The sequence below is a fragment of the Serratia sp. CY29653 genome (genome assembly GCF_052169255.1).
Taxonomy (GTDB): domain Bacteria; phylum Pseudomonadota; class Gammaproteobacteria; order Enterobacterales; family Enterobacteriaceae; genus Serratia; species Serratia sarumanii.
Map to the genome: position 1 here is coordinate 254,513 of NZ_JBJNLC010000001.1, position 23,653 is coordinate 278,165.

General features: G+C 61.5%; 20 protein-coding genes and 3 tRNA genes. 11 read left to right on the forward strand and 12 right to left on the reverse strand.

What is annotated here, in order from left to right; all coding sequences use genetic code 11:
- The first annotated feature begins 3 nt into the window (after positions 1 to 3).
- The 4 genes from ACJ8HN_RS01195 to ACJ8HN_RS01210 all read left to right on the forward strand — a co-directional run bounded on the left by ACJ8HN_RS01195 (position 4) and on the right by ACJ8HN_RS01210 (position 1,255).
- Positions 4 to 471, forward strand: coding sequence for a nuclear transport factor 2 family protein (locus ACJ8HN_RS01195; protein ID WP_164063929.1), 468 nt, complete (start codon positions 4 to 6; stop codon positions 469 to 471).
- Between the two features lie 127 nt (positions 472 to 598).
- A complete protein-coding gene (osmE, locus tag ACJ8HN_RS01200; protein ID WP_033635291.1) occupies positions 599 to 928 on the forward strand; it encodes an osmotically-inducible lipoprotein OsmE in 330 nt (109 codons plus the stop codon).
- A gap of 157 nt (positions 929 to 1,085) precedes the next feature.
- Positions 1,086 to 1,173: transfer RNA gene (locus tag ACJ8HN_RS01205), tRNA-Ser, on the forward strand.
- 6 nt (positions 1,174 to 1,179) lie between these two features.
- A tRNA-Thr gene (locus ACJ8HN_RS01210) sits at positions 1,180 to 1,255 on the forward strand.
- 211 nt (positions 1,256 to 1,466) lie between these two features.
- On the opposite strand, the gene ACJ8HN_RS01215 is transcribed toward ACJ8HN_RS01210, so the two are convergent.
- From ACJ8HN_RS01215 to ttrS, 3 genes are all read right to left on the reverse strand, one after another.
- A complete protein-coding gene (locus ACJ8HN_RS01215) occupies positions 1,467 to 1,709 on the reverse strand; it encodes a DinI family protein (protein WP_004935803.1) in 243 nt (80 codons plus the stop codon).
- A 91-nt stretch (positions 1,710 to 1,800) separates the two neighbouring features.
- Complete coding sequence (ttrR, locus tag ACJ8HN_RS01220) at positions 1,801 to 2,400, reverse strand: tetrathionate respiration response regulator TtrR (protein ID WP_049213411.1); 600 nt, start codon at positions 2,398 to 2,400, stop codon at positions 1,801 to 1,803.
- Positions 2,375 to 4,093 carry a tetrathionate respiration histidine kinase TtrS gene (gene ttrS, locus ACJ8HN_RS01225; protein WP_440483118.1) on the reverse strand — a complete coding sequence of 573 codons (1,719 nt, stop codon included), beginning with the start codon at positions 4,091 to 4,093 and terminating at the stop codon, positions 2,375 to 2,377. The genes ttrR and ttrS overlap by 26 nt, the downstream gene beginning before the upstream one ends.
- 229 nt (positions 4,094 to 4,322) lie before the next feature.
- Between ttrS and ttrB the strand changes: the two genes are divergently transcribed.
- The 3 genes from ttrB to ttrA are packed head-to-tail and all read left to right on the forward strand — an operon-like array spanning position 4,323 to position 9,146.
- The gene (ttrB, locus tag ACJ8HN_RS01230; protein WP_442522950.1) at positions 4,323 to 5,060 is read left to right on the forward strand and encodes a tetrathionate reductase subunit TtrB; all 738 of its coding nucleotides are present in this window, start codon (positions 4,323 to 4,325) and stop codon (positions 5,058 to 5,060) included.
- Positions 5,057 to 6,082: a tetrathionate reductase subunit TtrC gene (gene ttrC / locus ACJ8HN_RS01235; protein ID WP_442522951.1), complete on the forward strand. Its 1,026-nt coding sequence runs from the start codon at positions 5,057 to 5,059 to the stop codon at positions 6,080 to 6,082. Before ttrB ends, ttrC begins: the two co-directional genes overlap by 4 nt.
- Positions 6,075 to 9,146 (forward strand): tetrathionate reductase subunit TtrA, encoded by a 3,072-nt coding sequence (ttrA, locus tag ACJ8HN_RS01240; protein WP_442522952.1) that lies wholly within the window; start codon positions 6,075 to 6,077, stop codon positions 9,144 to 9,146. The genes ttrC and ttrA overlap by 8 nt, the downstream gene beginning before the upstream one ends.
- Positions 9,147 to 9,193: 47 nt before the next feature.
- Here ttrA and ACJ8HN_RS01245 read toward each other — a convergent pair.
- From ACJ8HN_RS01245 to ACJ8HN_RS01255, 3 genes are all read right to left on the reverse strand, one after another.
- Positions 9,194 to 9,270, reverse strand: a tRNA-Pro gene (locus ACJ8HN_RS01245).
- Positions 9,271 to 9,348: 78 nt separating this feature from the next.
- Complete coding sequence (gene yejM / locus ACJ8HN_RS01250) at positions 9,349 to 11,130, reverse strand: LPS biosynthesis-modulating metalloenzyme YejM (RefSeq protein WP_049234600.1); 1,782 nt, start codon at positions 11,128 to 11,130, stop codon at positions 9,349 to 9,351.
- Between the two features lie 9 nt (positions 11,131 to 11,139).
- Entirely contained in the window at positions 11,140 to 11,367 is a 228-nt protein-coding gene (locus ACJ8HN_RS01255; protein ID WP_004935782.1) for a YejL family protein, read from the reverse strand.
- Positions 11,368 to 11,577: 210 nt separating this feature from the next.
- Here ACJ8HN_RS01255 and yejK point away from each other — a divergent pair, with 210 nt between their 5' ends.
- Entirely contained in the window at positions 11,578 to 12,585 is a 1,008-nt protein-coding gene (yejK, locus tag ACJ8HN_RS01260) for a nucleoid-associated protein YejK (RefSeq protein WP_442522953.1), read from the forward strand.
- Positions 12,586 to 12,669: 84 nt separating this feature from the next.
- Here yejK and rplY read toward each other — a convergent pair whose 3' ends face one another.
- Positions 12,670 to 12,954: a 50S ribosomal protein L25 gene (gene rplY / locus ACJ8HN_RS01265; RefSeq protein WP_004935776.1), complete on the reverse strand. Its 285-nt coding sequence runs from the start codon at positions 12,952 to 12,954 to the stop codon at positions 12,670 to 12,672.
- A gap of 162 nt (positions 12,955 to 13,116) precedes the next feature.
- Positions 13,117 to 14,874, reverse strand: coding sequence for a DEAD/DEAH box helicase (locus ACJ8HN_RS01270; RefSeq protein WP_049195152.1), 1,758 nt, complete (start codon positions 14,872 to 14,874; stop codon positions 13,117 to 13,119).
- Positions 14,875 to 15,192: 318 nt separating this feature from the next.
- Here ACJ8HN_RS01270 and rsuA point away from each other — a divergent pair, with 318 nt between their 5' ends.
- From rsuA to ACJ8HN_RS01285, 3 genes are all read left to right on the forward strand, one after another.
- On the forward strand, positions 15,193 to 15,906 hold the full coding sequence (rsuA, locus tag ACJ8HN_RS01275; protein WP_033648013.1) for a 16S rRNA pseudouridine(516) synthase RsuA: 714 nt from the start codon (positions 15,193 to 15,195) through the stop codon (positions 15,904 to 15,906).
- A gap of 41 nt (positions 15,907 to 15,947) precedes the next feature.
- On the forward strand, positions 15,948 to 17,144 hold the full coding sequence (locus ACJ8HN_RS01280) for a Bcr/CflA family multidrug efflux MFS transporter (protein WP_025303559.1): 1,197 nt from the start codon (positions 15,948 to 15,950) through the stop codon (positions 17,142 to 17,144).
- Positions 17,145 to 17,738: 594 nt separating this feature from the next.
- Entirely contained in the window at positions 17,739 to 18,083 is a 345-nt protein-coding gene (locus ACJ8HN_RS01285) for a YejG family protein (RefSeq protein ID WP_004935763.1), read from the forward strand.
- An 8-nt stretch (positions 18,084 to 18,091) separates the two neighbouring features.
- On the opposite strand, the gene yejF is transcribed toward ACJ8HN_RS01285, so the two are convergent.
- The 4 genes from yejF to ACJ8HN_RS01305 are packed head-to-tail and all read right to left on the reverse strand — an operon-like array spanning position 18,092 to position 23,635.
- Positions 18,092 to 19,702: a microcin C ABC transporter ATP-binding protein YejF gene (gene yejF, locus ACJ8HN_RS01290; protein WP_049213405.1), complete on the reverse strand. Its 1,611-nt coding sequence runs from the start codon at positions 19,700 to 19,702 to the stop codon at positions 18,092 to 18,094.
- Position 19,703: 1 nt separating this feature from the next.
- Positions 19,704 to 20,729: an ABC transporter permease gene (locus ACJ8HN_RS01295; protein ID WP_015378535.1), complete on the reverse strand. Its 1,026-nt coding sequence runs from the start codon at positions 20,727 to 20,729 to the stop codon at positions 19,704 to 19,706.
- Complete coding sequence (locus tag ACJ8HN_RS01300) at positions 20,726 to 21,817, reverse strand: microcin C ABC transporter permease YejB (RefSeq protein ID WP_039565059.1); 1,092 nt, start codon at positions 21,815 to 21,817, stop codon at positions 20,726 to 20,728. The genes ACJ8HN_RS01295 and ACJ8HN_RS01300 overlap by 4 nt, the downstream gene beginning before the upstream one ends.
- A gap of 9 nt (positions 21,818 to 21,826) precedes the next feature.
- Positions 21,827 to 23,635 carry an extracellular solute-binding protein gene (locus ACJ8HN_RS01305; protein ID WP_039565061.1) on the reverse strand — a complete coding sequence of 603 codons (1,809 nt, stop codon included), beginning with the start codon at positions 23,633 to 23,635 and terminating at the stop codon, positions 21,827 to 21,829.
- Between the last annotated feature and the right edge of the window lie 18 nt (positions 23,636 to 23,653).

The window sequence follows — 23,653 nt, forward strand, 5'->3', positions numbered from 1 at the left end:
AACATGAGCATTAAACCCCCATTGCCGCCTTTTACCCACGAATCCGCCATCGAGAAGGTGCGGCTGGCGGAGGATGCCTGGAACAGTCGCGATCCCGAACGCGTATCGCAGGTGTATTCCCTCGATACCCACTGGCGTAACCGCGCGGAGTTTGTCGACGGCCGCGCGGCGGTGGTCGGCTTTTTGCAACGCAAATGGGCGAAAGAACTGGAGTATCGGCTGATTAAGGAGCTGTGGGCGTTTGACGGCGCGCGCATCGCGGTGCGTTTCGCCTATGAATGGCGCGACGATTCCGGCAACTGGTATCGCAGCTTCGGCAATGAAAACTGGGAGTTCAATCAGGAGGGGCTGATGATCAACCGCCATGCCTGCATCAACGACATGCCGATTCGCGAACAGGATCGGCGTTTTCATTGGCCGCTCGGCCGGCGCCCGGACGATGTTCCAGCGCTGAGCGATTTCGGTTTTTGAATCTGCTGGCACGCCGGCGATGGCCTCTTGAGTGCAAAAGCGCACCGATCGACAAAGGGGAATTTGTAGAAAAGCCTTCCCGCTTCTAGACTTAGGGAACAACAAATGCACTCCAAGAGGACAAGCTATGACGAAGAAGTTGGTTTTGGCCGTCGGCACCGCGGCGGTATTTTCCATTCTTGCCGGTTGCACCACCTATGATCGCGCAGCCAGTTATGTCAATGAGCCGGTGGTCAGCGATGTCAAAGTAGGGATGACCAAGCAGCAGGTGCGGGCTATCGCCGGTCCGCCGTCGACGTCCGCCACGCTGATCCATGCGCAGGGCACCTGCGACACCTATGCGGTGGCGCCGCGCGACGGCAAGGTGCAGACGTACTTTGTCAGCTACAACGACACGGGCCATGTCATGAACAAGGGCTATCAAACCTGTTCAGACTACGATTCTCAGCCGAAATAATCGCGTTTTGGCCGACCAAAAAAGCCTCGCTTGCGCGGGGCTTTTCATTTTTTAAGCGTTTAAGGCCTGAAGTTTAGGCAACTGCGCCGCCCATGCCATTTTTTTGCATCAAAACGATAGACATTTCATAACGGTATCGCTAATATCAGCGCCCATTGGAAGGATGGCCGAGTGGTTTAAGGCAACGGTCTTGAAAACCGTCGAGTGTAACAGCTCCCAGAGTTCGAATCTCTGTCCTTCCGCCAAATTCAGCCGGCTTAGCTCAGTAGGTAGAGCAACTGACTTGTAATCAGTAGGTCACCAGTTCGATTCCGGTAGCCGGCACCATGACAGAGGCCCCAGCAGCGATGCTGGGGCTTTTTGTTATGATCTTTACACTTGCCGCAGGAACAAACAGTATAGGTATTAACCTATAGCCGGGGTTTTATCAGCCGCACGGAGCTTGGAACCTAGGGCATTTATCACTGAGGGATTGGGGGGGATGTGGCTTATTCTGGCAGAAATATAGCCGGTGGACGAGCCGGCTATCAGATAGGGTTCAAATATCCGTGACCAGCCACTGATCCGCTTCTTCGAACATCTCTTCCAACATTCGGTTCAGCTTCTCACGATCGCTTTTGCTGGCGTCGGAGTTCAGGCCGTTGGCCTGCATCGGCTTCACGCGCACGTCCGCTTCCGGGAACAGTGCATGCACGCGTTTTTCCAGCTCGTTGCGAATAATCTCGGCGGCGTTGGGTAACCCAGCGACGTTGCGTTTGTCGTACACCAATTCTACAAACATGTCTCACCTGTAAACACTGATTTAATGTACAGTATTCTGGCCTGAGGAAGGCCGGTTGGCAAGAGGGGGCGCGGAATTTTGCATGATGCGTTCATTCTTGCGCGGTGTGCGGTAAATCCTGCAGCTGAATCACCAATTCCGCCAGGCTGGCGGCCTGCATTTTCTCCATCACTTTTGCCCGGTGAACCTCCACGGTGCGCAGGGCGATATTCAACCGCTCAGCCATTTCCCTGTTCATCATGCCCCGCACCACCAGCTGCGCAATGTCGCGTTCTTTCGGCGTGAGCGTGCGGTAGCGGCCGCAAGTTTCATGGCGTTGCCAGGCCTCGGCGGCGACCTGCTGCGCCCGTTCGAGGGCGGCGATCAGCGGTTCAGCGGCGATCGGTTTTTGCAGGAAGTCCACCGCGCCGTACTTCATCTGCTCCACCGCCATCGGCACGTCGCCATGGCCGGACAGGAACACCACCGCCAGCGTGCTGCCGCGGCGGCGCAGCTCCCCGTAAACCTGGTGACCATCGAGCTTCGGCATCCGCATGTCCAGCAAGACGATCCCGGTCTGAAACAGGTCCGCCTGCGCCAGAAAATCGGCGCTGTCATTCCAGCATTGCACGCCGTGGCCGAGGCTGGTCAGCAAAAAATGGCAGGCGTCGGTGACGGCGACGTCATCATCCACCAGATAAATTAGCGACATGGTTTTCCTCGTTATCCAATATGAAATGCAGCGTTACGCACAGCCCGTTGCGGCTGTCGGGAGCCGGGCGGTTAGCCAGGCGGATTTCGCCGCCGCCATAGCGGGCCAGGCGCCGGCAAATGGCTAACCCCAGCCCCATGCCGCCGGCCTTGGTGGTGTTGAAGGGGCGAAAAGCCTGTTCCAGCCCGGCCGTTGTCATGCCGCCCGCGTTGTCCTGCAGATGCAACTCCATCGCCCGTTCGCTCTTGGCGGCGGAAAGCCAGACGGCATTGGCCCCGGCCTGCGCCGCATTCAGCAGCAGGTTCGCCAGCAACTGTTCCAGCAGCGCCGGCGGCAGGGTTAGCGTCAGCGAAGGCGCCACGTTATTGAACAACGTCAGGTCGGGATAGCGTTGCGTCAGGCGCAGCAGCGTCCACACCCGCTCGGCGGTTTCGCTTACCGCGGTGGGGCGCCAGCGCGTTTGGTCTATCGCCTCCGCGGTGGGCTGCACCCACTGGCGCAGGTTATGAATCGTCTCGCCGCCGCGCTGCGCCTGTCGGTCGATATTTTCCAGCGGCCCCAGCAGCGGATGCCCGGCGTCCGTGTTGCGCAGTTGGATCAGGCACCCCTGCGCATAGTGGCGAATGGCCGCCAGCGGCTGGTTGAGCTCGTGCGCGAAGCCGGAGGCCATCTCCCCCAGCACGTTCAGCTGCCTGGCGTTTTCCAGCGCCCGTTCCTGCCGCCGCAGTTGCTCGTCGGCGCGGAGCAGCTGTCGCCCGCGTCGGCGCACCAGCAGCGCGATCCAGATATGGTTGACGATCAACAGCGCCAGCAGCGCCAGCGACAGGCCGACGGCCGTCTGATGCTGGATCAGCCAGCTCTTGATATCCAGCCACAGCCGCCGCTGTTCCGGGTGCTGATTGACGGCGCGCAGCAGCGCTTCCACCTCGCTGGTCGAGGCCGGTGCGCCCCACAGGAAGGGAGACTGGGGCGGTGCGGTCAGCAAGGCTCTCGCCACCGCATCCACCAGTGAGTTATCCAGGCCGGGCAGGGCGGCGAACGACCAGTTGGGGTAAAGCGGCGTGCTGGTGACGCAGGGAGCCGACGTGGCTTGTTGCAGCAGCGGGCGAAAATCCGCCGGGTTGATCAGGCCTTCCTTGCCCATTTTCTCCAGCAGGCAGACCGGGACGATGGCGGCCTGAATGGCGCGCTCGCGCAACAGATAGAGCAGGGCGTCGGCAGGGAAACCGGTAAAGCGCAGGTGAAAATCGCGCTCGGGCCGTATGCCGGCGTCGCTGAGCGCCTTATAGCCGGTCAGATAGCCGCCGAAGGCCTGCGGATCGATGGCGCCCACCGTTTTTCCCATCAGCGCCTGCGGCGTCGTAATGCCGCTGTCGCGCCGCACCAGAATCACGCTGCCGATGATGTTGCCCGTTGCCCGATCGCCGTTGGCGGCGCGCAACGACGCCAGCCAGCGCAGATGATAGTGGCTGTTCAGCTGCACAAACTGCGCCGGATTAGTGACCACGAACTGCACGCTGCCCCGATTGACCGCTTCGCGCATCTGCGCCAGATCGAGCGGCCGCAGGCGGAAGCGTTCTCCGCCGACGCTGCCGTTGAGCCTGTCGATCAACGGCTGCCAGTCACGCGCGGTCGCCGCATCGCCGCGCATCGCCAGCACGCCGACCGACCACTCGCCCGCCTGTGCCGCCATCCCCCAGCCGAGACTGAACAGCAGTAATAACACGACCCTCACGGCCCCTCCTGATGGGCAATTTGCCTGCCGCCACTTGTTTTAGATCAACGTTGGGTTCGGTATGTGGTTAACCACAATAGAGCTGAGCCCAATGTCATTTTTACACTGTAAATCATCGACATTGTTTATTCATCTAACGGGCATCAATAGCGTGATCGGGATGATGCCCAGGGCATGGGAGAGGCGCATGGATTTCGGTAAACGGCAGTTTTTGCAGCGGCTGGGCGTGTTGACGGCGGGGGCTTCGCTGATCCCCGTGGCGGAGGCCGGGCTGATGTTAGCGCCGACGCGGCGCGAGGGGGATGCCAGCCGCCGCTACGCGATGCTGATCGATCTGCGGCGCTGCGTCGGGTGCCAGGCCTGTACCGTCAGTTGCGCCATTGAAAACCAGACCCCGCACGGGGAGTTTCGCACTACGGTAAACCAGTACCAGGTCAGCCTCGAATGCGAAGCGGTGGCGACCAACGTGCTGCTGCCCAGGCTGTGCAACCACTGCGACAACCCGCCCTGCGTACCGGTGTGCCCGGTGCAGGCCACCTTCCAGCGCGAGGACGGGATCGTGGTGGTCGACAACAAACGCTGCGTGGGTTGCGCCTATTGCGTGCAGGCCTGCCCGTACGATGCCCGTTTTATCAATCACGCCACCCAAACGGCGGACAAATGCACCTTCTGCGTACACCGGCTGGAGGCGGGATTGCTGCCGGCATGCGTGGAGTCGTGCGTGGGTGGGGCGCGGATCATCGGCGATATGCGCGATCCGCACAGCACGCTGAGCAAGCTGCTGCGGCGTCACGAGGCCGAGATCAAAGTCCTCAAGCCGGAGAACCAAACCGCGCCCCACGTGTTTTATCTGGGGCTGGATGATGCCTTCGTCACGCCGCTGCCGGGGCGGGCGCAGGTCGCCTTATGGGGAGAGGGACGATGAGCCGCCAACTGATGATCGCAGAGGTTTTGAGCCAGCCGCAGGCGGTGAGCTGGCTGCCGTGGGCCGTGCAATATTTCTTCTTTATCGGCATTGCCGCCTGCGCCGCGCTGCTGGCCTGCGTGTGGCGCTGGCGCGGTGGAGACAACGCCGCACATTTGGAGCGCGCGGCGCTGTTTATCGGGCTGACGTGCGCCATCACCGCGCCGCTGGCGTTGATCGCCGATCTGCATCAAACCGCCCGTTTCTGGCATTTTTACGCCTACCCGACGCCCTGGTCGTGGATGCCGTGGGGCGCGCTGTTCTTGCCGTTGTTTACCTTGCTGATCGGCCTGTGGTTTATCGCGATTGAATTTACACGGCTGACGGGCAGACCGGTTGCGCTGTTGCGTGGGATCGCGCCCGCCTGCGCGCTGGTGGCTATCGGCCTGCTGTTGTACACCGGGCGCGAGGTTTCCGTCGTGCGCGCGCGCCCAATCTGGTTCAGCTACGCATTTCCGATCGTGATGTTCCTCAGCGCGCTGCAGGCGCTCTTGGCTCTGTTGCTGTTGGCGATGCGCAAACGGCCCGGCCTGCAGGCGCCGCTGGCGCGCGGGATGCTGCTGACGCTGCTGCCGCTCGGCGGGGCGATCCTGCTGTGGGTGTGCGGCGATACGCTATCCGGCGCGGCGGTACGCCACTGGCTGCAGACGCAGGCGACGGCGCGCCAGTATGCTGCCGGCTGGATCGCGCTGTGGGGGCTGGCGCTGGCGTGGGCCGCCTGGGCGGCCTATCGACGTTTGCCGCGCGGCGGCGCGCCGCTGCTGGTGGCCGGCGCGCTGGGGCTGAGCTGGCTGATGCGCTGGACGCTGTTGATCGAAGTGCAAACCATCCCGAAATACAACGCGTCTTATTCCCCCTATAGCCTGCCGCTTGGTACCGATGGCTTGCTGGCGATCGTCGGCACTTTCGGGCTGTGGCTGGCGTTAATGATCATGGTGCGTGAAGCACAGGCGTTTTTACTGCGGAGAAAACAACATGGCTAAACTCACCCGGCGTCAGTGGTTGAAAGTGGGCCTGGCCTTCGGCGGGCTGTCCGCTTTCGGCCTGAGCTATCGCGAGGTCGCCAAACGGGCGATCGACGGCTTGATTCACGGCACCTCAGGGCGCGTGACTCTGGATCGCATCAACGGCAACTCTCTGCAGCCCGAAGGGCGGGCTATGCCGGAATGGCAAGGCAATCCGCAGCAGGCCATCTCGATGACCCAGTGCTTCGGTTGCTGGACGCAATGCGGCGTGCGGGTGCGGGTGGACAGGCAGACCGACCGGGTACTGCGTATCGCCGGCAACCCATATCATCCGCTGTCTCAGGAGCGGCACCTCGATTCTGCGTTGCCGCTGCAGGACGCGTTGGCGCAGCTGGGCGGGGAGAGCGGCCTCGACGCGCGTTCCACCGCCTGCGCGCGGGGCGCTACGCTGCTGGAGGGGCTTTACAGCCCGCTGCGCGTGCTGGAGCCGATGAAGCGCGTCGGCAAGCGCGGCGAGGGCAAGTGGCAGCGCATCAGCTTCGAGCAGATGATCGCCGAAGTGGTGGAGGGCGGCGATCTGTTCGGCGAGGGGCATGTGGACGGCCTGCGGGCGATCCGCGATCTGGAAACGCCGATCGATGCCCGACAGCCGGGGCTGGGGCCGAAAGCCAACCAGCTGCTGGTGACCAACGCCGGTGATGACGGGCGCGACAGCTTCCTGCGGCGCTTCGCCCAGAACAGCTTCGGCAGCAAAAACTTCGGTGCGCACGGCGCTTACTGCGGGCTGGCCTACCGCGCCGGTTCCGGCGCGTTGATGAACGATCTGGACAAGAATCCGCACGTGAAACCGGACTGGGAACAGGTCGAATTCGCGCTGTTTATGGGCACCTCGCCGGCGCAGTCCGGCAACCCGTTCAAGCGGCAGGCCCGGCAGTTGGCCAGCGCCAGATTGCGCAGCGAATTCCGCTACGCGGTAGTGGCGCCGGCGCTGCCGTTGACCACCACGCTGGCGGACGATCATGGCCATTGGATCCCGATACTGCCGGGCACCGACTCGGCGCTGGCGATGGCGATGATCCGTTGGATCCTCGACAATCGGCGTTATCAGGCCGGTTATCTCGCCATCCCGTCGGAGGCGGCCATGCAACGCGCCGGCGAGAAGAGCTGGACCAACGCCACGCATCTGGTGATCGCCGAGAGCGAGCACCCGTTGGCGGGGCAGCATCTGACGCAGGCCCATCTGAACGGCGCCGAGTCGGCGTCGCCGCTGGTGGTCAACGGCGCGGGGAAACTGGTGGCGGCCGAGACGTGTGACAGCGCCGAGCTGTGGGTAACCCGCACGGTGACGCTGCACGACGGCGCGCAGGTGGCGGTGAAGAGCGGCTTTCAGTGTCTGAAAGAGGCGGCCGACAAGCTGTCGCCGGAAGCCTACAGCCGGGAATGCGGCGTACCGGTGGCGCGCATCGCGGCGCTGGCCGAGGCCTTTACCGCCCACGGGCGCAAGGCAGCGGTGATCGCCCATGGCGGGATGATGGCGGCGAACGGGTTTTACAATACCTGGTCGGTGATGATGCTCAACGTGTTGATCGGTAACCTGAGCCTGGCGGGCGGGGTGTTCGTCGGCGGCGGCAAATTCAACGGTTTCGCCGAGGGGCCGCGCTATAACCTGGTCGAGTTTCCCGGCCTGGTAAAACCGAAGGGGTTGAATATCGCGCGCAGCAAGGCCGCCTATGAAACCTCCGACGAATACCGCGAAAAAGTGGCGGCGGGCGTTTCGCCCTGGCCGGCCAGGGCGCCCTGGTATCCGTTCGTCGCCGGGCAGTTGACCGAGCTGCTGACGTCGGCGCTGGCGGGATATCCGTACGGGCTGAAAGCCTGGATCTCGAACATGACCAACCCCCTGTACGGTATCGCCGGGTTGCGCGGCGTGGCGGAAGAGCGGCTGAAAGATCCGGCGCGTTTGCCGCTGTTTATCGCCATCGATGCGTTTATCAACGAAACGACGGCATTGGCCGACTATATCGTCCCGGACACCCATAACTTTGAGAGCTGGGGATTCAGCGCCCCCTGGGGCGGCGTCGCCAGCAAGGCCACCACTGCGCGCTGGCCGATAGTGACGCCGGCGACCGCGAAAACGGCGCAAGGGCAGCCGATCTCCATGGAGGCGTTTTGCATCGCCGTCGCCAAACGCCTGGCGCTGCCGGGGTTCGGCGATCGCGCTATCGGCGACGGCCGGGGCGGGCTGCTGCCGCTCAACCGCGCCGAGGATTATTATCTGCGCGCCGCCGCCAACGTGGCGTTTGCCGGCAAGGCGCCGGTGCCGGCCGTGAGGGAGGAAGAGCTGGCGCTGAGCGGCGTCGATCGCTTGTTGCCGCAGCTTGCGCAGACGCTGCGCGCCGATGAGATCGGCCGCGTGGCGTTTATCTACAGCCGCGGTGGCCGCTTCGCCGGTCATGACAGCGGCCGCCGCGACGGCAGCGTGGGCAACCGCTGGGAGAAGCCGCTGCAGATCTGGAATGCGGAAGTGGCGAAGCACCGGCATGCGATTACCGGCGAGCGTTTCAGCGGCTGCCCAACCTGCTACCCGGCGCGTTTGTCTGACGGCCGTGCGGTGGAAGAACTCTACCCTGAGCGGCAGTGGCCGCTGCGGCTGATGTCCTTCAAATCCAATGTGATGAGCAGCTCCACCGCGGTGATCCGGCGCCTGCACGACGTGAAGCCGGTGAACCTGGTGGCGCTGAACCCGGCGGACGGGGCGCGTTTCGGCATTCAACACGGTGATTGGGTGAGCATCAGCACCCCGGGCGGCAGTCGGGAGGCGCAGATCAGTCTGCTGGCGGGGGTGATGCCCGGCGTGATCGCGGTGGAACACGGCTACGGCCACCGGGAGATGGGCGCCAGCCAGCACTACCTGGACGGCGAGCCGCTGGCGATGGATAAGCGCATTGCCGCCGGCATCAATCTCAACGATCTGGGGTTTGCCGATCCGACGCGTGAAGTGCCGAACACCTGGCTGGACTGGGTGACCGGTGCGGCGGTGCGCCAGGGGATTCCAGCGGCGATCGTCAAACTTTCCGCGTAAACGGCAGACGAAAAAAAACCTGCTGTAACAGCAGGTTTTCTTAAATTTGGTCGGCATGAGAGGATTCGAACCTCCGACCCCCGACACCCCATGACGGTGCGCTACCAGGCTGCGCTACATGCCGACGCTATGAAAAATCATACTACCGATTCCCGATGTTAATGCAAGCGCCTCACCACTTGATTGCTTTAGTTTTAAGCAGTTAGTTGGCGATAAAGCGTTTTACATCGGTCAGTACCTGCAACAGCAGAGCAAGCTGCGGTTTCTCGTCTTTTATTTCATCGCCGTTCTGATCGTAGACGCGATAGTTGCCGCTGTTGTCCAGCATCAGCGTCTGCGTCGGCGTGATGATCACTAGCTGATTGCCATCGCCGGTAGCGATCCAGTCGTTGCGGCGCTGGGCGGTGAACAGATCTTCGCCCTGCGAATAGTCTTTCGGCGCGGTCTTCACGTGCAGCAATCGTTGCATCAGGGTGCGCATCACGTCGTTATGGCCGGTCAGCTTGCTGATGGTCTGCGCCGGGGTGCCCGGCCAGTGGATCACCAACGGCACCTGCAGCTGCGCCTGGTTGAAGCCGGTGCCGGCGCCCCATTGGCCTTTGCCGCTGTCGTTGAACTCGACGCCGTGCTCGGCGGTGATCACCACCACGGTTTTATCCAGCAGGCCGCGCTGTTTCAGGGTGTCCAGCACCTGGGCTATCTGGGCGTCCACGTCTTGCGCGCCGGTGCGATAGCGCCGAATAAAGTCTGCCGGCGCCGGGGTTTTGTCGCCTTCGACAGTCTCGGCGCCGCTGAAGCTGATATAGGAGAACCACGGCTCTTTGCTACCCTGATCCGCCAGCCAACGCTGCCATTGCTGCGTGGTTTGCGCGTCGCTTTGCGGCGCCGGCGTCGGCAGCGAGAAGTCGGTCAACAGCGCCTGACGGTACAGGCTGGCGTTGAAGCCATCGGAGGAGAACAGCCCCAGCTGGTAGCCCCGATCGCCGAGCGCAGCGATCAGCGCCGACGGCTTGCGGCCGGCGAGCACGCTGTCCAGATAGGTCGGGGAAATGCCGTAGAACAGGCCGAACAGCCCGGTATCGGCATGGTTGCCCGAACTGTAATGATCGCTGAAACGCACGTTTTCCTGGGCGAAGCGCGTCAGCGCCGGCATGTCCTGCGCCACGTCTTTAGCGCGAATGCCGTCCACCACGATCATCAGCAGGTTATAGCCGCTGCCTTTATCGCCGTAGCTGAGATCGCTGAGCGGATACTCTACCGCCACCGCTTCCGGATTGCCCTGTTGCATCAGGCGGCGCTCATACTCTTGCTGGTCGAGCAGGCCGTGTTTTTCGAGGAACTTGCGCGCGGTCATCGGGTACGAGAGCGGCAGGTTGGCTCGCTGCATGGTGATCGGGCGATAGAAGTTGGCGTCGGCCCAGATGTAAATCAGGTGCGAAGCGAAAAAGGCGCTGATAAACAGCGCCGCCAGCGGTTTGCCGAAGCGGCGGCGGTTCAGGCTGCGCAGCTTCTGCCAGCTCCAGGTGGCGAACAGCATCTCCACCAGGAAGATCGCCGGCACGCAGATGAACATCAGCTGCCAGTCGCGCGAAAGCTCGCTTTGGTCCGGGTTGACCACCAGATCCCACACCACCGGATTGAGGTGCAGGTGGAAATGGGAGAACACTTCGCTGTCGACCAGCAACAGCGTGAGCCCGATGGTGGCCAGCGCGGCGGAAATAAATCGCAGCAGCCGCTGCGACATCACCACGAAGGTGAGCGGGAAGATCACCAGCAAATAGCCGGCGAACACGATAAAGCTGAAATGCCCCAGCAGGCTGACAAAGGCATAAACCCGGCCCAGCAGGGATGCGGGCCAGTCGGTGACAAACAGGTAACGGCTGCCCAGCCCAAGGGCGAGCAAAATGTTGAATAAGGCGAACCAGTGCCCCCAACTGATCATCTGGGAGACTTTTTCACGATAACGCTGACGGTTTGTCACCATAAGTCAATATTAATGTGCTTTATCTTCACGGACAGAAGCCTGCAGGGCTTCCGCGAACGATCTCGCCAGGGTTTTCCGCTGCGCGGGGGCAACGCTGGTGTTGATCAAATTAGTGACCATATTGCCCAGCACCATCAGGGAAAGATCGGTGGGGGTATGGTGTTTTTCCAGAACATTGACCAGCTCTGAGAGCAGTTGTTCAACGTGTTCGTCACTGTAACGGGATGATTGTGGCATAAAATTGCGCTTAGTAATCTGCAAAGTGCCCTATCTTACCGTATAGGGCAGTGATTTTCCGCTCTTTTATCACTTCCTGTCATTCGGGAAATTGTTCGCCCGCGCCGGGGCTGCCCCTCGCAGCGCCTTTCCGGTTTGCCGCGGTTTTTAGTATTGCAGGGCGGGGCCTTCAGTGTTTGAATACGCGCCTAAAGAACAGGAGGATTTACCATGAGTCTGGATATCGACCAGATCGCTCTGCACCAGTTGGTGAAACGCGACGAGCAAACGCTGGACGTGGTGCTGCGCGATTCCTTGCTTCCCACCAACGCGGCGGTGGAAGAAATGATGACGGAACTGCATCGCGTCTATAGCGCCAAGAGCAAGGCCTTGGGTCTGTTCAACGAAGGCAGCGAGCTGGCGGAAGCGCTGCGCACCTGCCGCAAGGACGATAAGGACTTTCTGGCCTTCAGCCGCGCGGCGACTGGCCGCCTGCGCGACGAACTGGCGAAGTATCCGTTCGCCGAAGGCGGCGTGGTGCTGTTTGGCCAATACCGTTATCTGGCGGTGGAGTATCTGCTGATCGCGGTGCTGAACAGCCGTAACAGCATGCGCGTTAACGAAGAGCTGGATATCAACACCACGCACTATCTGGACATCAACAACGCCGATATCGTCGCTCGCATCGATCTGACCGAATGGGAAACCAACCCGGAATCGACCCGCTACCTGACCTTCCTGCGCGGGCGCGTGGGCCGCAAGGTCGCCGACTTCTTCATGGATTTCCTGGCGGCGTCCGAAGGGTTGGACGCCAAGGCGCAAAACCGTGGGCTGCTGCAGGCGGTGGACGACTACTGCGCCGATGCGCAGCTGGACAAGAACGAGCGCCAGTCGGTGCGCCAGCAGGTGTACAGCTACTGCAACGAACAGCTGCAGGCGGGCGAAGAGATTGAGCTGCAGGTGCTGTCGCAGGAGCTGTCGCCGGTCGGCGAGAAAGACTTCATGCAGTTCTCAAGCGAGCAAGGGTATGAGCTGGAAGAGAGCTTCCCGGCGGATCGCGGCACGCTGCGCCAGCTAACCAAATTCGCCGGCAGCGGCGGCGGCATCAGCCTGAACTTCGACGCCATGCTGCTGGGCGAGCGCATTTTCTGGGATGCGGCCACCGACACCCTGACCATCAGAGGCACGCCGCCGAATCTGCGCGATCAGTTGCAGCGCCGGACCGGCAGCGGCAAGTAAGCGCGCCGAATCGCAGACAATAAAAAACGCCGCAATTGCGGCGTTCTTTATTTCGGCGTCCCGAAAGGTTCGAAAACGTAGCGATTAAACGCGAACGAAGTCGATGTGAGCCAGTTTTGGCTTGAACGGGTGACGCTGTACAGCCTGAACCTTAACTTTGGTTTCTTTACCGTCGATAACCAGAGTTACTGCTTCGCTGTAGAATTCTGGTTTAGCTTCCATGTTCTTGACAGAATCATGGTCCAATTCGATGGAAACTGCAGCTTCTTTGCCACCGTAAACGATAGCTGGGAATTTGTTTGCTGCACGCAGGCGGCGGCTCGCACCTTTACCCTGGTCTTTACGTACTTCTGCATTGATAGTGAACATTGTTTTTTCTCTTAAAAGAAAATTTACCCTGCTACAGGCGACCCAAGTAGCAAGTTCGGAATTCCGCTTTCACGCTGGGCAGGCCCAGGTAAAGCGCGCGGCATTTTAACGGAAAGCCGCCTGCAGGGCAACGAAAACCTGCCCAGATTGAGGGCCGTTCGCTCAGGCCAACTGATTGGCGCGGCGGAAACGGCCTTGATAATCGAACACTTTCTCGCGCACCTGCCAAAACTGCCCGCGTTTGCGCGCCACCACGAAATCCGGATGGCGCAGCGCCTGCTGTTGCGCCAGCACGTCGGCGGCGGTGTGCCAGGCGAACGGCACGCCCGGCGCGCGCTGGTGCGGGCGCAGGAACAGCATTTCGAACGCTTTGCGCTGCGCCGGCGTCTGCAGGCGGAAGCGCTCGCTGGTGCTGGTGCCGTCCTCGTCGTAATAGGTGGCCTTCAGCCATTCGCCCTTGTCGTCGCGGCCGCTCTGCAATTCCATGCCGCCGCAGCGTAGCACCAGCGCGTCTTTCAGCTTCAGCGCCGCCTTCAGCATGTCATCGGGATCGACCAGCACCTCCTGGCACTGATGGCAGCGGCGCGCGGCGATGTCGTTCTCCGCGCCGCAGTGCGGGCAGCTCTTGAACCGGAAGCGGTAATCGCACTGTTCGCGGTGGCCGTCGTCGTCTTCCAGCCAGCCCTGACAGCGGCGGCCGTAGTGCTCGATGATGTCGCCATTCTCGGTGCACTTGCCCCAGAACAGGTTGGCGAAGCCGCAGGCCGGGCAGAACACCTGCACCGGCTGGCTGTCGCCGTGCGGCTTGCTGACGCCGACCTCCGGCGTGAACAGATCGTGCGGGTTGCCGGCGTAGTCGAGGATCAGGCAGTCCTCCTTGCCGGGCGCCAGCCGCAGACCGCGGCCGACGATCTGCTGATACAGGCTGACGGACTCGGTCGGGCGCAGAATAGCGATCAGATCGACGTGCGGCGCGTCGAAGCCGGTGGTCAATACCGCTACGTTGACCAGATAGCGCAGCTGCTGCTGTTTGAACGCCTCGATCAGCGCATCGCGCTCGGCGGGCGGCGTTTCGGCGCTGACCAGCGCGGCCTCGCCGTTCGGCAGCAGGCCGTGGATCTCGCGGGCGTGCTCGACGGTGGCGGCGAAGATCATCACCCCTTTACGATCTTGGGCGTACTCTACAATCTGGCTGATGATATGCGGCGTGACGCGGTTTTGCCGCTTCAGCTCACGGTTCAGATCCGCTTCGCTGAACAGGCCGTTGCTTCTGGCCTCCAGCCGGCTGAAATCGTACTGCACGATCGGCATGTCCAGCCGCTCAGGCGGCACCAGGAAGCCGTTCTTAATCATGTAGCGCAGCGGCAGCTCGTAGATGCAGTCGCGAAACAGGCTGGCGCCGTCGCCGCGGGTGAAGCCGTGGTAGTGATACTGGTAAATCCAGCCCTTGCCCAGGCGATAGGGCGTGGCGGTCAGCCCCAGCAGCCGCAGCTGCGGGTTGGTTTTCTGCAAATGCTGGATGATTTGCTGGTACTGGCTGTCGTTGTCGTCGCTGATGCGGTGGCATTCATCGACGATCAGCAGCGAGAAGGCACCGTCGAACAGCGGCAGGTTGCGCGCCACCGACTGCACGCTGCCGAACACCACCTTGCCGGCGCTCTCTTTTTGTTGCAGGCCGGCGGCGAAGATGTCCGCTTCCAGGCCGTAGGCGCAGTATTTGGCGTGGTTTTGCGCCACCAGTTCCTTGACGTGCGCCAGCACCAGCACCCGCCCGCGGGCGCGCTTCGCCAGTTCGGCGATCACCAGGCTTTTGCCGGCGCCGGTCGGCAGCACAATCAGCGCCGGTTCGGGGTGCCGCCGGAAATGATTGATGGTGGCTTCGACCGCTTCCAGTTGGTAGGGGCGTAGGGTAAAGGCCATAAGTGAACGCCGTAGGTTGGAATGGGCCGCCGGGAAGCGGTTTTGTCACCTCTGTTCCCACAGAAAGCGTGACATTTTACGCCCCGGGCGGCCGAAAAATTTCTATTATTATGCCTTCTGCGCGCGCGCGGTGCGAGAAGCGTGAAAATTACCCCTGTCGGGCAACGCGTTGTGCCGCTATACTCGTGTGACAGCAATCGCTGTTCCCCCACGCGATTTCCCCCCTGAACCTGCCATTTGCACCCGGTGCAACGGCGGGCGTCATATTTTGGCAATACGATCAATGCGATCATAACAACGACAGGCAAAGCAGATCCCATGCGATTGGACAAGTTTTTATCTCAGCAGTTAGGCATCAGCCGTGCGCTGGTCGCGCGCGAACTTCGGGCTAAACGCGTCACCGTTGACGGTGAGGTGGTGAAGAGCGGGGCGATCAAACTGACCCCGGAGCAAGAAGTGGCGTTCGACGGCAATCCGCTGCAGCAGCAGAACGGCCCGCGCTATTTCATGCTCAACAAACCGCAGGGCTACGTCTGCTCCACCGACGATCCCGATCATCCGACGGTGCTGTATTTCCTCGATGAGCCGGTCGCGTACAAGCTGCACGCCGCCGGGCGGTTGGATATCGACACCACCGGGCTGGTGCTGATGACCGACGACGGCCAGTGGTCGCACCGCGTCACGTCGCCGCGCCACCACTGCGAGAAAACCTATTTGGTCACGCTGGAGCACCCGTTGGCGGAAGACACCGCGCAGCGTTTCGCCGAAGGGGTGCAACTGCACAACGAGAAAGATCTGACGCGGCCGGCGACGTTGGAGCAGGTCGACGAGCGCGTGGTGCGCCTGACCATCAGCGAAGGGCGCTACCACCAGGTGAAGCGGATGTTCGCCGCCGTCGGCAACCGGGTGATCGAGTTGCACCGTGAGCGCATCGGCGCCATCGTGCTGGATGACGATCTGGCGCCGGGCGAATACCGCCCACTGACCGAAGAAGAGATCGCCAGCGTGGGCGCGCCGCACCTGCAGGACTGATAACCGATCATTGATTGCGGCCGATTAAGGAGTCGTGGAACGTGCAACAGAACCGAACCTCTCATCTCGGTTTGATTTTCATTCTGGGCCTGTTGTCCATGTTGATGCCGTTGGCGATCGACATGTACCTGCCCAGTATGCCGGTGATCGCCGCCCAGTTTGGCGTCGAGTCCGGCAGCGTGCAGATGACGCTCAGCGCCTATATGCTCGGCTTTGCCTTCGGGCAGCTGTTCTATGGGCCCATGTCGGACAGCATCGGCCGCAAGCCGGTGATCCTGTGGGGAACGCTGATCTTTGCCATCGCCGGCTGCGCCTGCGCCATGGCGCAGTCTATCGATCAGCTGATCGGGCTGCGTTTCCTGCACGGTCTGGCCGCCGCCGCCGCCAGCGTGGTGATTAACGCCCTGATGCGCGACATGTTCACCAAGGATGAGTTCTCGCGCATGATGTCGTTCGTCATTCTGGTGATGACCATCGCGCCGCTGCTGGCGCCGATGATCGGCGGTGCGCTGCTGTTGTGGTTCAGCTGGCACGCCATCTTCTGGACCATGGGTGCCGCGGCGCTGATCGGTTCACTGCTGGTGGCCTTGTTCATCAAGGAGACGCTGCCGAAAGAGCGGCGTCAGCGGTTCCACCTGCGCACCACGCTGGGCAACTTCGGTTCGCTGTTCCGTCACAAGCGGGTGCTGAGCTACATGTTGGCCAGCGCCTTCTCGTTTGCTGGCATGTTCTCGTTCCTCAGCGCCGGGCCGTTCGTCTACATCGAACTGAACCACGTTTCGCCGCAGCACTTCGGCTACTATTTTGCGCTGAACATCGTCTTCCTGTTCCTGACGACGCTGATCAACAGCCGCAACGTGCGGCGGTTCGGCGCGGTCAAGATGTTCAAGCTGGGGCTGCTGGTGCAGCTGGCGATGGGGCTGTGGCTGCTGGCGGTAAGCGCCGTCGGCCTGGGCTTCTGGGCGCTGGTGATCGGCGTAGCGGTCTACCTGGGGTGCATCGCGATGATTTCCTCCAACGCCATGGCGGTGATCCTGGATGATTTTCCGCATATGGCGGGCACCGCGTCTTCCCTGGCCGGCACGTTGCGCTTCAGCATCGGCGCGCTGGTGGGGGCGGTGCTGTCGATGGCGCCGGGCAAAAGCGCCTGGCCAATGGTCACCTCGATGGCGCTGTGCAGCATCGTGGCGGTGCTGTTCTACGTTTACGCCAGCCGGCCGCGCGATCGCGCAGCCTGACGTTCTTCCGACTTGGGGCGTTTCGCCCCGCAGCGTCATGGGGTTGCGCCCTGCCATTTCAGGGTGCAACCGGCAATGAATAATTTGTTGCTAAATATATGCCTGCTAATTAATCGGTCATTTTCCCATCTGTGTGCTTTTTGTTAAAAAACTCCGCCATCGTGCCGCCCGATATTCCCCGGGAGGCGCGGCGTTCTGTCGGCTGCGCCGCGCGAGTGGTTTGTATTAGGATTGATGTAAATCAAGGCATTAGCAGGAGAGGCTGCGCTAACGTGGCGGGTAAAATGTTTCTTCAATGTAAAAATATGGCGACGGAAAAGTAGTCGCATTGCAAGAAAAAAGAGTTGAGATCGCTGCGGGAAAGGGTTACATATAACGCAAAAATGCGAGCTGAGTCGCAAAATGCCGTGAAATAACACCGCACGGCGCGCCAAAAAATGGCGTGGCATCGGCAAGCACGGGGTCAGGTTAATGGTTTGCGGCAAAATTTACATTTAAATAACATTTGTGCGCGGCAGAGTCGGGAGTCAACGGCTATAACTTAGTAACCCTGTCAGGTAAAAGTGTTTCACCTTTTCAAACTAGGGATTTCATGTGGAGAGTATCCAACTTTCGGTAGTGCATCGCTTGCCGCAAAGTTATCGTTGGCTATCCGGTTTCACCGGCGTGAAGGTCGAACCGATTCCGTTTAACGGAATAGACGAAGATAACAACCTGATTGGGCTGAAATTGCTCAGCCATGAAGGGGCCGAGGCCTGGCAGGTAATGCAACAGCTCAATCTGTCGCTGCAGGAGATTCAGGTCGACTGCGCGATTGTCGAATGGGAAGGAGAGCCTTGCCTGTTCGTGCAGCGCAGCGACGAGAGCGCCACCATGTGCCGCCTGAAAAACGTCGGCGCCGCGATCGCCGAACCGCTCAGCGCGCAATACCCTTTCTGAATTCGCCGCTAATCCGCTAACTGCAGCAGTTGACGGGTATAGTCGGCTGCGGGCGCCGCGAAAATCGCCCGACAGTCTCCCTGTTCAACCACTTCTCCCTGTCGCAGCACGATGACCTGGTGGCATAGCGAACGCACCACCTGCAGGTCATGGCTGATGAACAGATAAGCCAGCCGGTGGCGTTGCTGCAGCGATTTCAGCAGCGCCAGGATCTGCGCCTGCACCGATTTATCCAGCGAAGAGGTCGGCTCGTCGAGGATCAGCAGCTGCGGCTGCAGGATCAGCGCGCGCGCGATGGCGATACGCTGGCGCTGCCCGCCGGAAAACTCGGTGGGATAGCGGTGGCGCAGCTGCGGATCCAGGCCGACCTCCTGCAACACCTCGATCACGCGCTGTTCCCGCTGCTCGGCGCTAAGCTGCTGGTGCACTTCCAGCCCCTCGGCGATGATTTGCTGCACGTTCAGGCGCGGGTTCAGGGCGGAATAGGGATCCTGGAAGACGATTTGCATCCGGCTGCGGTAGGGCAGCATCTGCTTCATCGTGAGCGGATGCAGCGGTTCGCCGTCGAACCAGATGGCGCCCTGCGAGGCCAACAGGCGCAGCAGCGCCAGCCCGGTGGTGCTTTTGCCCGAGCCGGATTCCCCCACCAGCCCCACGCTTTCCCCGGCCCGCAGCTCGAAACTCAATGATTTCAATGCATAGTGATAATCCACCGTGCGGCGCAGCAGGCCGCGGCGAATGGGGAAGCGCACCTGCAGGTTCTCCACCTTGAGCAGCGGCCGCTCGTCGCCGGGGCGCCCGTTGGCCGCGGCAGGCAACGGCAGCGGTTCACCGACGTCTTCGGCGGCCAGCAGCTGCTGCGTGTAAGGATGCTGCGGCCGGCTGAACAGCCGCGCGCGGGCGTTTTGCTCCACGCAGCGCCCCTGGCGCATCACCGCCACGTTGTCCGCCAGGCGGCGCACGATATTCAGGTTATGGGTGATGAACAGCAGCCCCATGTCCATCTCTCGTTTCAATTCTTGCAGCAGCGTCAGGATCTGCGCCTGGATAGTGACGTCGAGCGCGGTGGTGGGTTCGTCGGCGATCAGCAGTTTCGGTCGGGTCAACACCGCCATGGCGATCATCACCCGCTGGCGTTCGCCGCCGGACAGCTGATGCGGATAGTCCTGCAGCCGGCTTTTGGCCTGGCGGATGCCGACGCGCTCCAGGCACTCGACGATCTCCGCGCGCGCGGCATCGCGCCGCAGGCCGCGGTGCAGCATCAGCACTTCCGCCAGCTGTTTCTCGATGGTGTGCAGCGGGTTAAGCGACACCATCGGTTCCTGAAAGATCATCGCGATCTGATTGCCGCGCACCTTGCGCAGCGCCGCTTCCGGCGCATGCAGCAACGAATCGCCGTTGAACAGAATGTCGCCGGCAGGGTAAACCACCGGCGGCGCGGGCAGCAGGCGCAGTATCGACAGGGCGGTGACGCTTTTGCCGGAGCCGGATTCCCCTACCAGCGCCAGCGTTTCCGCCGGCGCGATTTGCAGCGAGAGTTCGTTGACCACCGGCGTGACGGTGTCGCCCTGGCGGAAGGCGATGCTGAGATCCTGAATAGCGAGCAAAGGAGTGGCCATATCAATGCGCCTTGCTGGGGTCAAAGGCGTCGCGCACCGCTTCGCCGATAAAGATTAATAACGAAAGCAGCACCGCCAAGACCAGGAAGGCGGTGATGCCGAGCCACGGCGCCTGCAGATTGTTTTTGCCTTGCAGCAGCAACTCACCGAGCGACGGCGAACCGATCGGCAGACCGAAACCGAGGAAATCGAGCGACGTCAGGGTGGTGATCGAGCCGCACAGGATAAACGGCAGGAAGGTCAGCGTCGCCACCATGGCGTTGGGCAGCATATGGCGGGACATGATAACGCGATCCGGCACGCCCATGGCGCGCGCGGCGCGGATGTAGTCAAAATTGCGGGTGCGCAGGAATTCGGCGCGCACCACACCCACCAGGCTCATCCAGCCGAACAGGATGGTGATGCCGAGCAGCCACCAGAAATTGGGCTGGACGATGCTCGACAGCAGAATGATCAGAAACAGCGTCGGCATGCCCGACCACACTTCGATAAAGCGTTGCCCCCACAGATCGAAACGCCCGCCGTAATACCCTTGCGTCGCGCCGACGCACACGCCGATCAGGCTGGAAAACAGCGTCAGCGCCAGGCCGAACAGCATCGAGATGCGAAAACCGTACAGCACCCGGGCCAGCACGTCGCCGCCGTTGCTGTCGGTGCCCAGCAGGTTGTGACGCGAAGGCGGCGAGGGGAAGGGCACTTCGGTGGCGAAGTTGATGGTGTCGTAACTGAAGCGGATCGGCGCCCATACCGCCCAGCCGTGCCGTTCGATCTGCCGCTGCACGAACGGATCCTGATAGTCGGCTTCGGTATTCAGTTCGCCGCCGAAGGCGGTTTCGCTGTAGCTAATCATAAACGGCAGGTACAGCCGGCCTTCATAACGCACCAACAGCGGTTTGTCATTGGCGATCAGATCGGCGGCCAGGCTCAGGGTGAACAGCACCAAAAAGATCCACAGCGACCAGTAGCCGCGCCGGTTGCGGCGAAAGCGCGCCCAGCGCGCCTGGTTGATCGGGCTAAGGCGGCTCATTGGCGGGCCTCGAAGTCAATGCGCGGATCGACCAGGGTGTAGGTGATATCGCTGAGGATATTCAACAGCAGGCCGATCAGGGTGAAGATATACAGCGTGCCGAACATCACCGGGTAGTCGCGCTGCAGCGTGGCGTCGTAGCCCAGCAGCCCCAGGCCGTTGAGCGAGAACATCACCTCAATCAGCAGCGAGCCGGTGAAGAACATGCTGATAAAGGTGGCCGGAAAACCGGCGATCACCAGCAGCATGGCGTTGCGGAATACGTGGCGGTACAGGATCTTTTTCTCATCCAGCCCCTTGGCGCGGGCGGTGGTGACGTACTGCTTGCGGATCTCGTCGAGGAACGAGTTTTTGGTCAGCATGGTCAGGGTGGCGAAGCCGCCGATCACCGTCGCCAACACCGGCAACGTGATGTGCCACAGGTAGTCGGCGATCTTCGCTGGCCACGAGAGGGTGTCGAAGTTGCTGGAGACCAGGCCGCGCAGCGGGAACCAGTCCAGGTAGCTGCCGCCGGCGAACAGCACAATCATCAGGATGGCGAACAGGAAAGCCGGAATGGCGTAGCCGATGATGATCAGCGTGCTGCTCCAGGTATCGAACGCGCTGCCGTTGTGGACGGCCTTGCGGATGCCGAGCGGGATCGACACCAGGTAGATGATCAGCGTGCTCCAAAGGCCCAGCGTGATGGAGACCGGCAGGCTCTGGCCGATCAGCTGCATCACCGAAGCGCCGCGAAACAGGCTGTTGCCGAAGTCGAAGCGCATATAGTTCCACAGCATGGTGAAGTAGCGCTCGTGCAGCGGTTTATCGAAGCCGTAACGTTGGGTGATCTCGGCGATCACCTCCGGATCCAGACCGCGCGAACCGCGGTATTGGCTGTCGCCAGCCGCGATGCCTGCCCGGGCATGGCCCAGGCCTTCGCTGACGCCGCCGCTGCCAAAACCGCTGCCATGCCCCAGCTCAATGGCGGCGATGGCCTGATCGACCGGGCCGCCGGGGGCAATTTGCACGATAAAAAAGTTGATGGTGATGATCGCCCACAGCGTGGGGATCACCAGTAACAGTCTGCGTATCAGATAGGCCGCCATTCCGACTCCTTATTGCCGTTGAGCCGGTAAACGCGCCGCCTTGTTGACGTCGTACCACCAGTTATCGAAGCCGATCGCATAGGCCGGGCGGATCGACGGCGTGGAGAACTTGTCCCAATAGGCGTAGCGATCGTGGTTGGAGTACCACATCGGCAGCATGTAGTTGTTCCAGGTCAGCACCCGATCCAGCGCGCGGCCGAGCGGCAACAGGGCCTTTTCGTCGCCCTGATGGGCGGCGATTTGCCTCACCAGGCTGTCGACCGCCGGATCTTTAACGCCGGCCGTGTTGTAGCTGGAATCGATGTACTGCGAATCCCACAGGATTTGCAGATCGGCGCTGGGGAACGGCATCGCCATATATACGGTCGACATCATGTCGAAATCGCGTTCACGCATGCGACGGGTGTACTGCGAGGCGTCAATTTCGCGAATTTGCATCTCGATGCCCAGCCGCTGCAGGTTGTGGCGGAAGGGTAATACGTACTGGAAGTTGCTGCCGCTCAGCAGCATCAGTTCGAAGGTGAACGGCTGGCCGGTTTTGGCGTTGACCAGCTTTTGATTTTTGACCACCCAACCGGCTTCTTTCAGCAATTGGGTCGCCTTCAGCAGGTTTTGCCGATCGTTGCCGCTGCCGTCGGAGGAGGGCGGCTGGTAGATGCTGGTAAACACCTCCGGCGGTATCTGGCCTTTGAGCGGCGCCAGCAAGGCCAGTTCGGCGGCGTCCGGGTAGCCGCGGGCGGCGTAGGCGGTGTTTTGGAAATAGCTGTCGGCGCGCTGATAGGCGTTGTAATACAGCGCCTTGTTCATCCAGTTGAAGTCGAAAGCCAGGCCGATCGCTTCCCGTACCCGACGATCGGCGAACAGCGGTTTTTGCAGGTTGAACGCCAGCCAGCGGGTATTCTGCGCCGCCTGGTTGGTCTCGTCCTGCTTGATGATGTAGTTGCGCGCGAAGTTGCCGCCCTGATACTGGGTGGCCCAGCTTTTGGGTGACGGCTCGATGCGGAAATCGTAAGCGCCGGCCTTGAAGGCTTCCAGCGATACTTTATCGTCCAGGTAATAATCGTAGCGAATGCTGTCGAAGTTGTAGCGGCCGCGGTTCACCGGCAGGTTGGCGGCCCAGTAGTCGCGCACTCGCTGGTAGGTGATGTACTGGCCGAGGCGGTAATCGGCGATTTTATACGGGCCGCTGGCGAGCGGCGGGGTGCTGAGCGGTTCGTTGAGCTTATGGTTTTTCCAGAAACTTTCCGGCAATACGCGCAGGCTGAGCAGGCTGAGGATTTGCTCACGGTTGGCTTTAGGTAGCTCGATGCGCACCGTCAGCCGGGAAATGGCCTTGACCGTGACGCCTTTGTAATAGGAGCGAAACTGCGGTACGCCTTCGGTCATGAATTTATTGAAGGTGAAGGCCACATCGGCGGCGGTGATCGGGCTGCCGTCCTGGAAGCGGGCGCGGGCGTTGATATCCAACTCCATCCAGCGCATGTCGGCCGGGAAACGGGCCGATTCGGCAATCAGCGGATAATAGCTGCCGGGTTCGTCGTCGGAGTTGGTGAACAGCGTATCGTACAGCTCCATCGTACGTTCGCCGGGCACGCCGCGGGTAGCGAAGCGGTTGAAGTTGTCGTAGGTGCCGATGGCCGCCAGCCGCACGTCGCCGCCTTTGGGTGCCGCCGGGTTGACGTAGTCGAAATGGCTGAAGTCGGTGGCGTATTTCGGTTCACCGAGAAGGGCGAAAGCGTAGCTTTCGTTGAGGGCTTCGGCCCGCAGACCGAAACTCAGTGCCGAGAGCACCAGAGCAGCGAAAATGCGCACGGACATCAGACGGTAAGCTCCTGC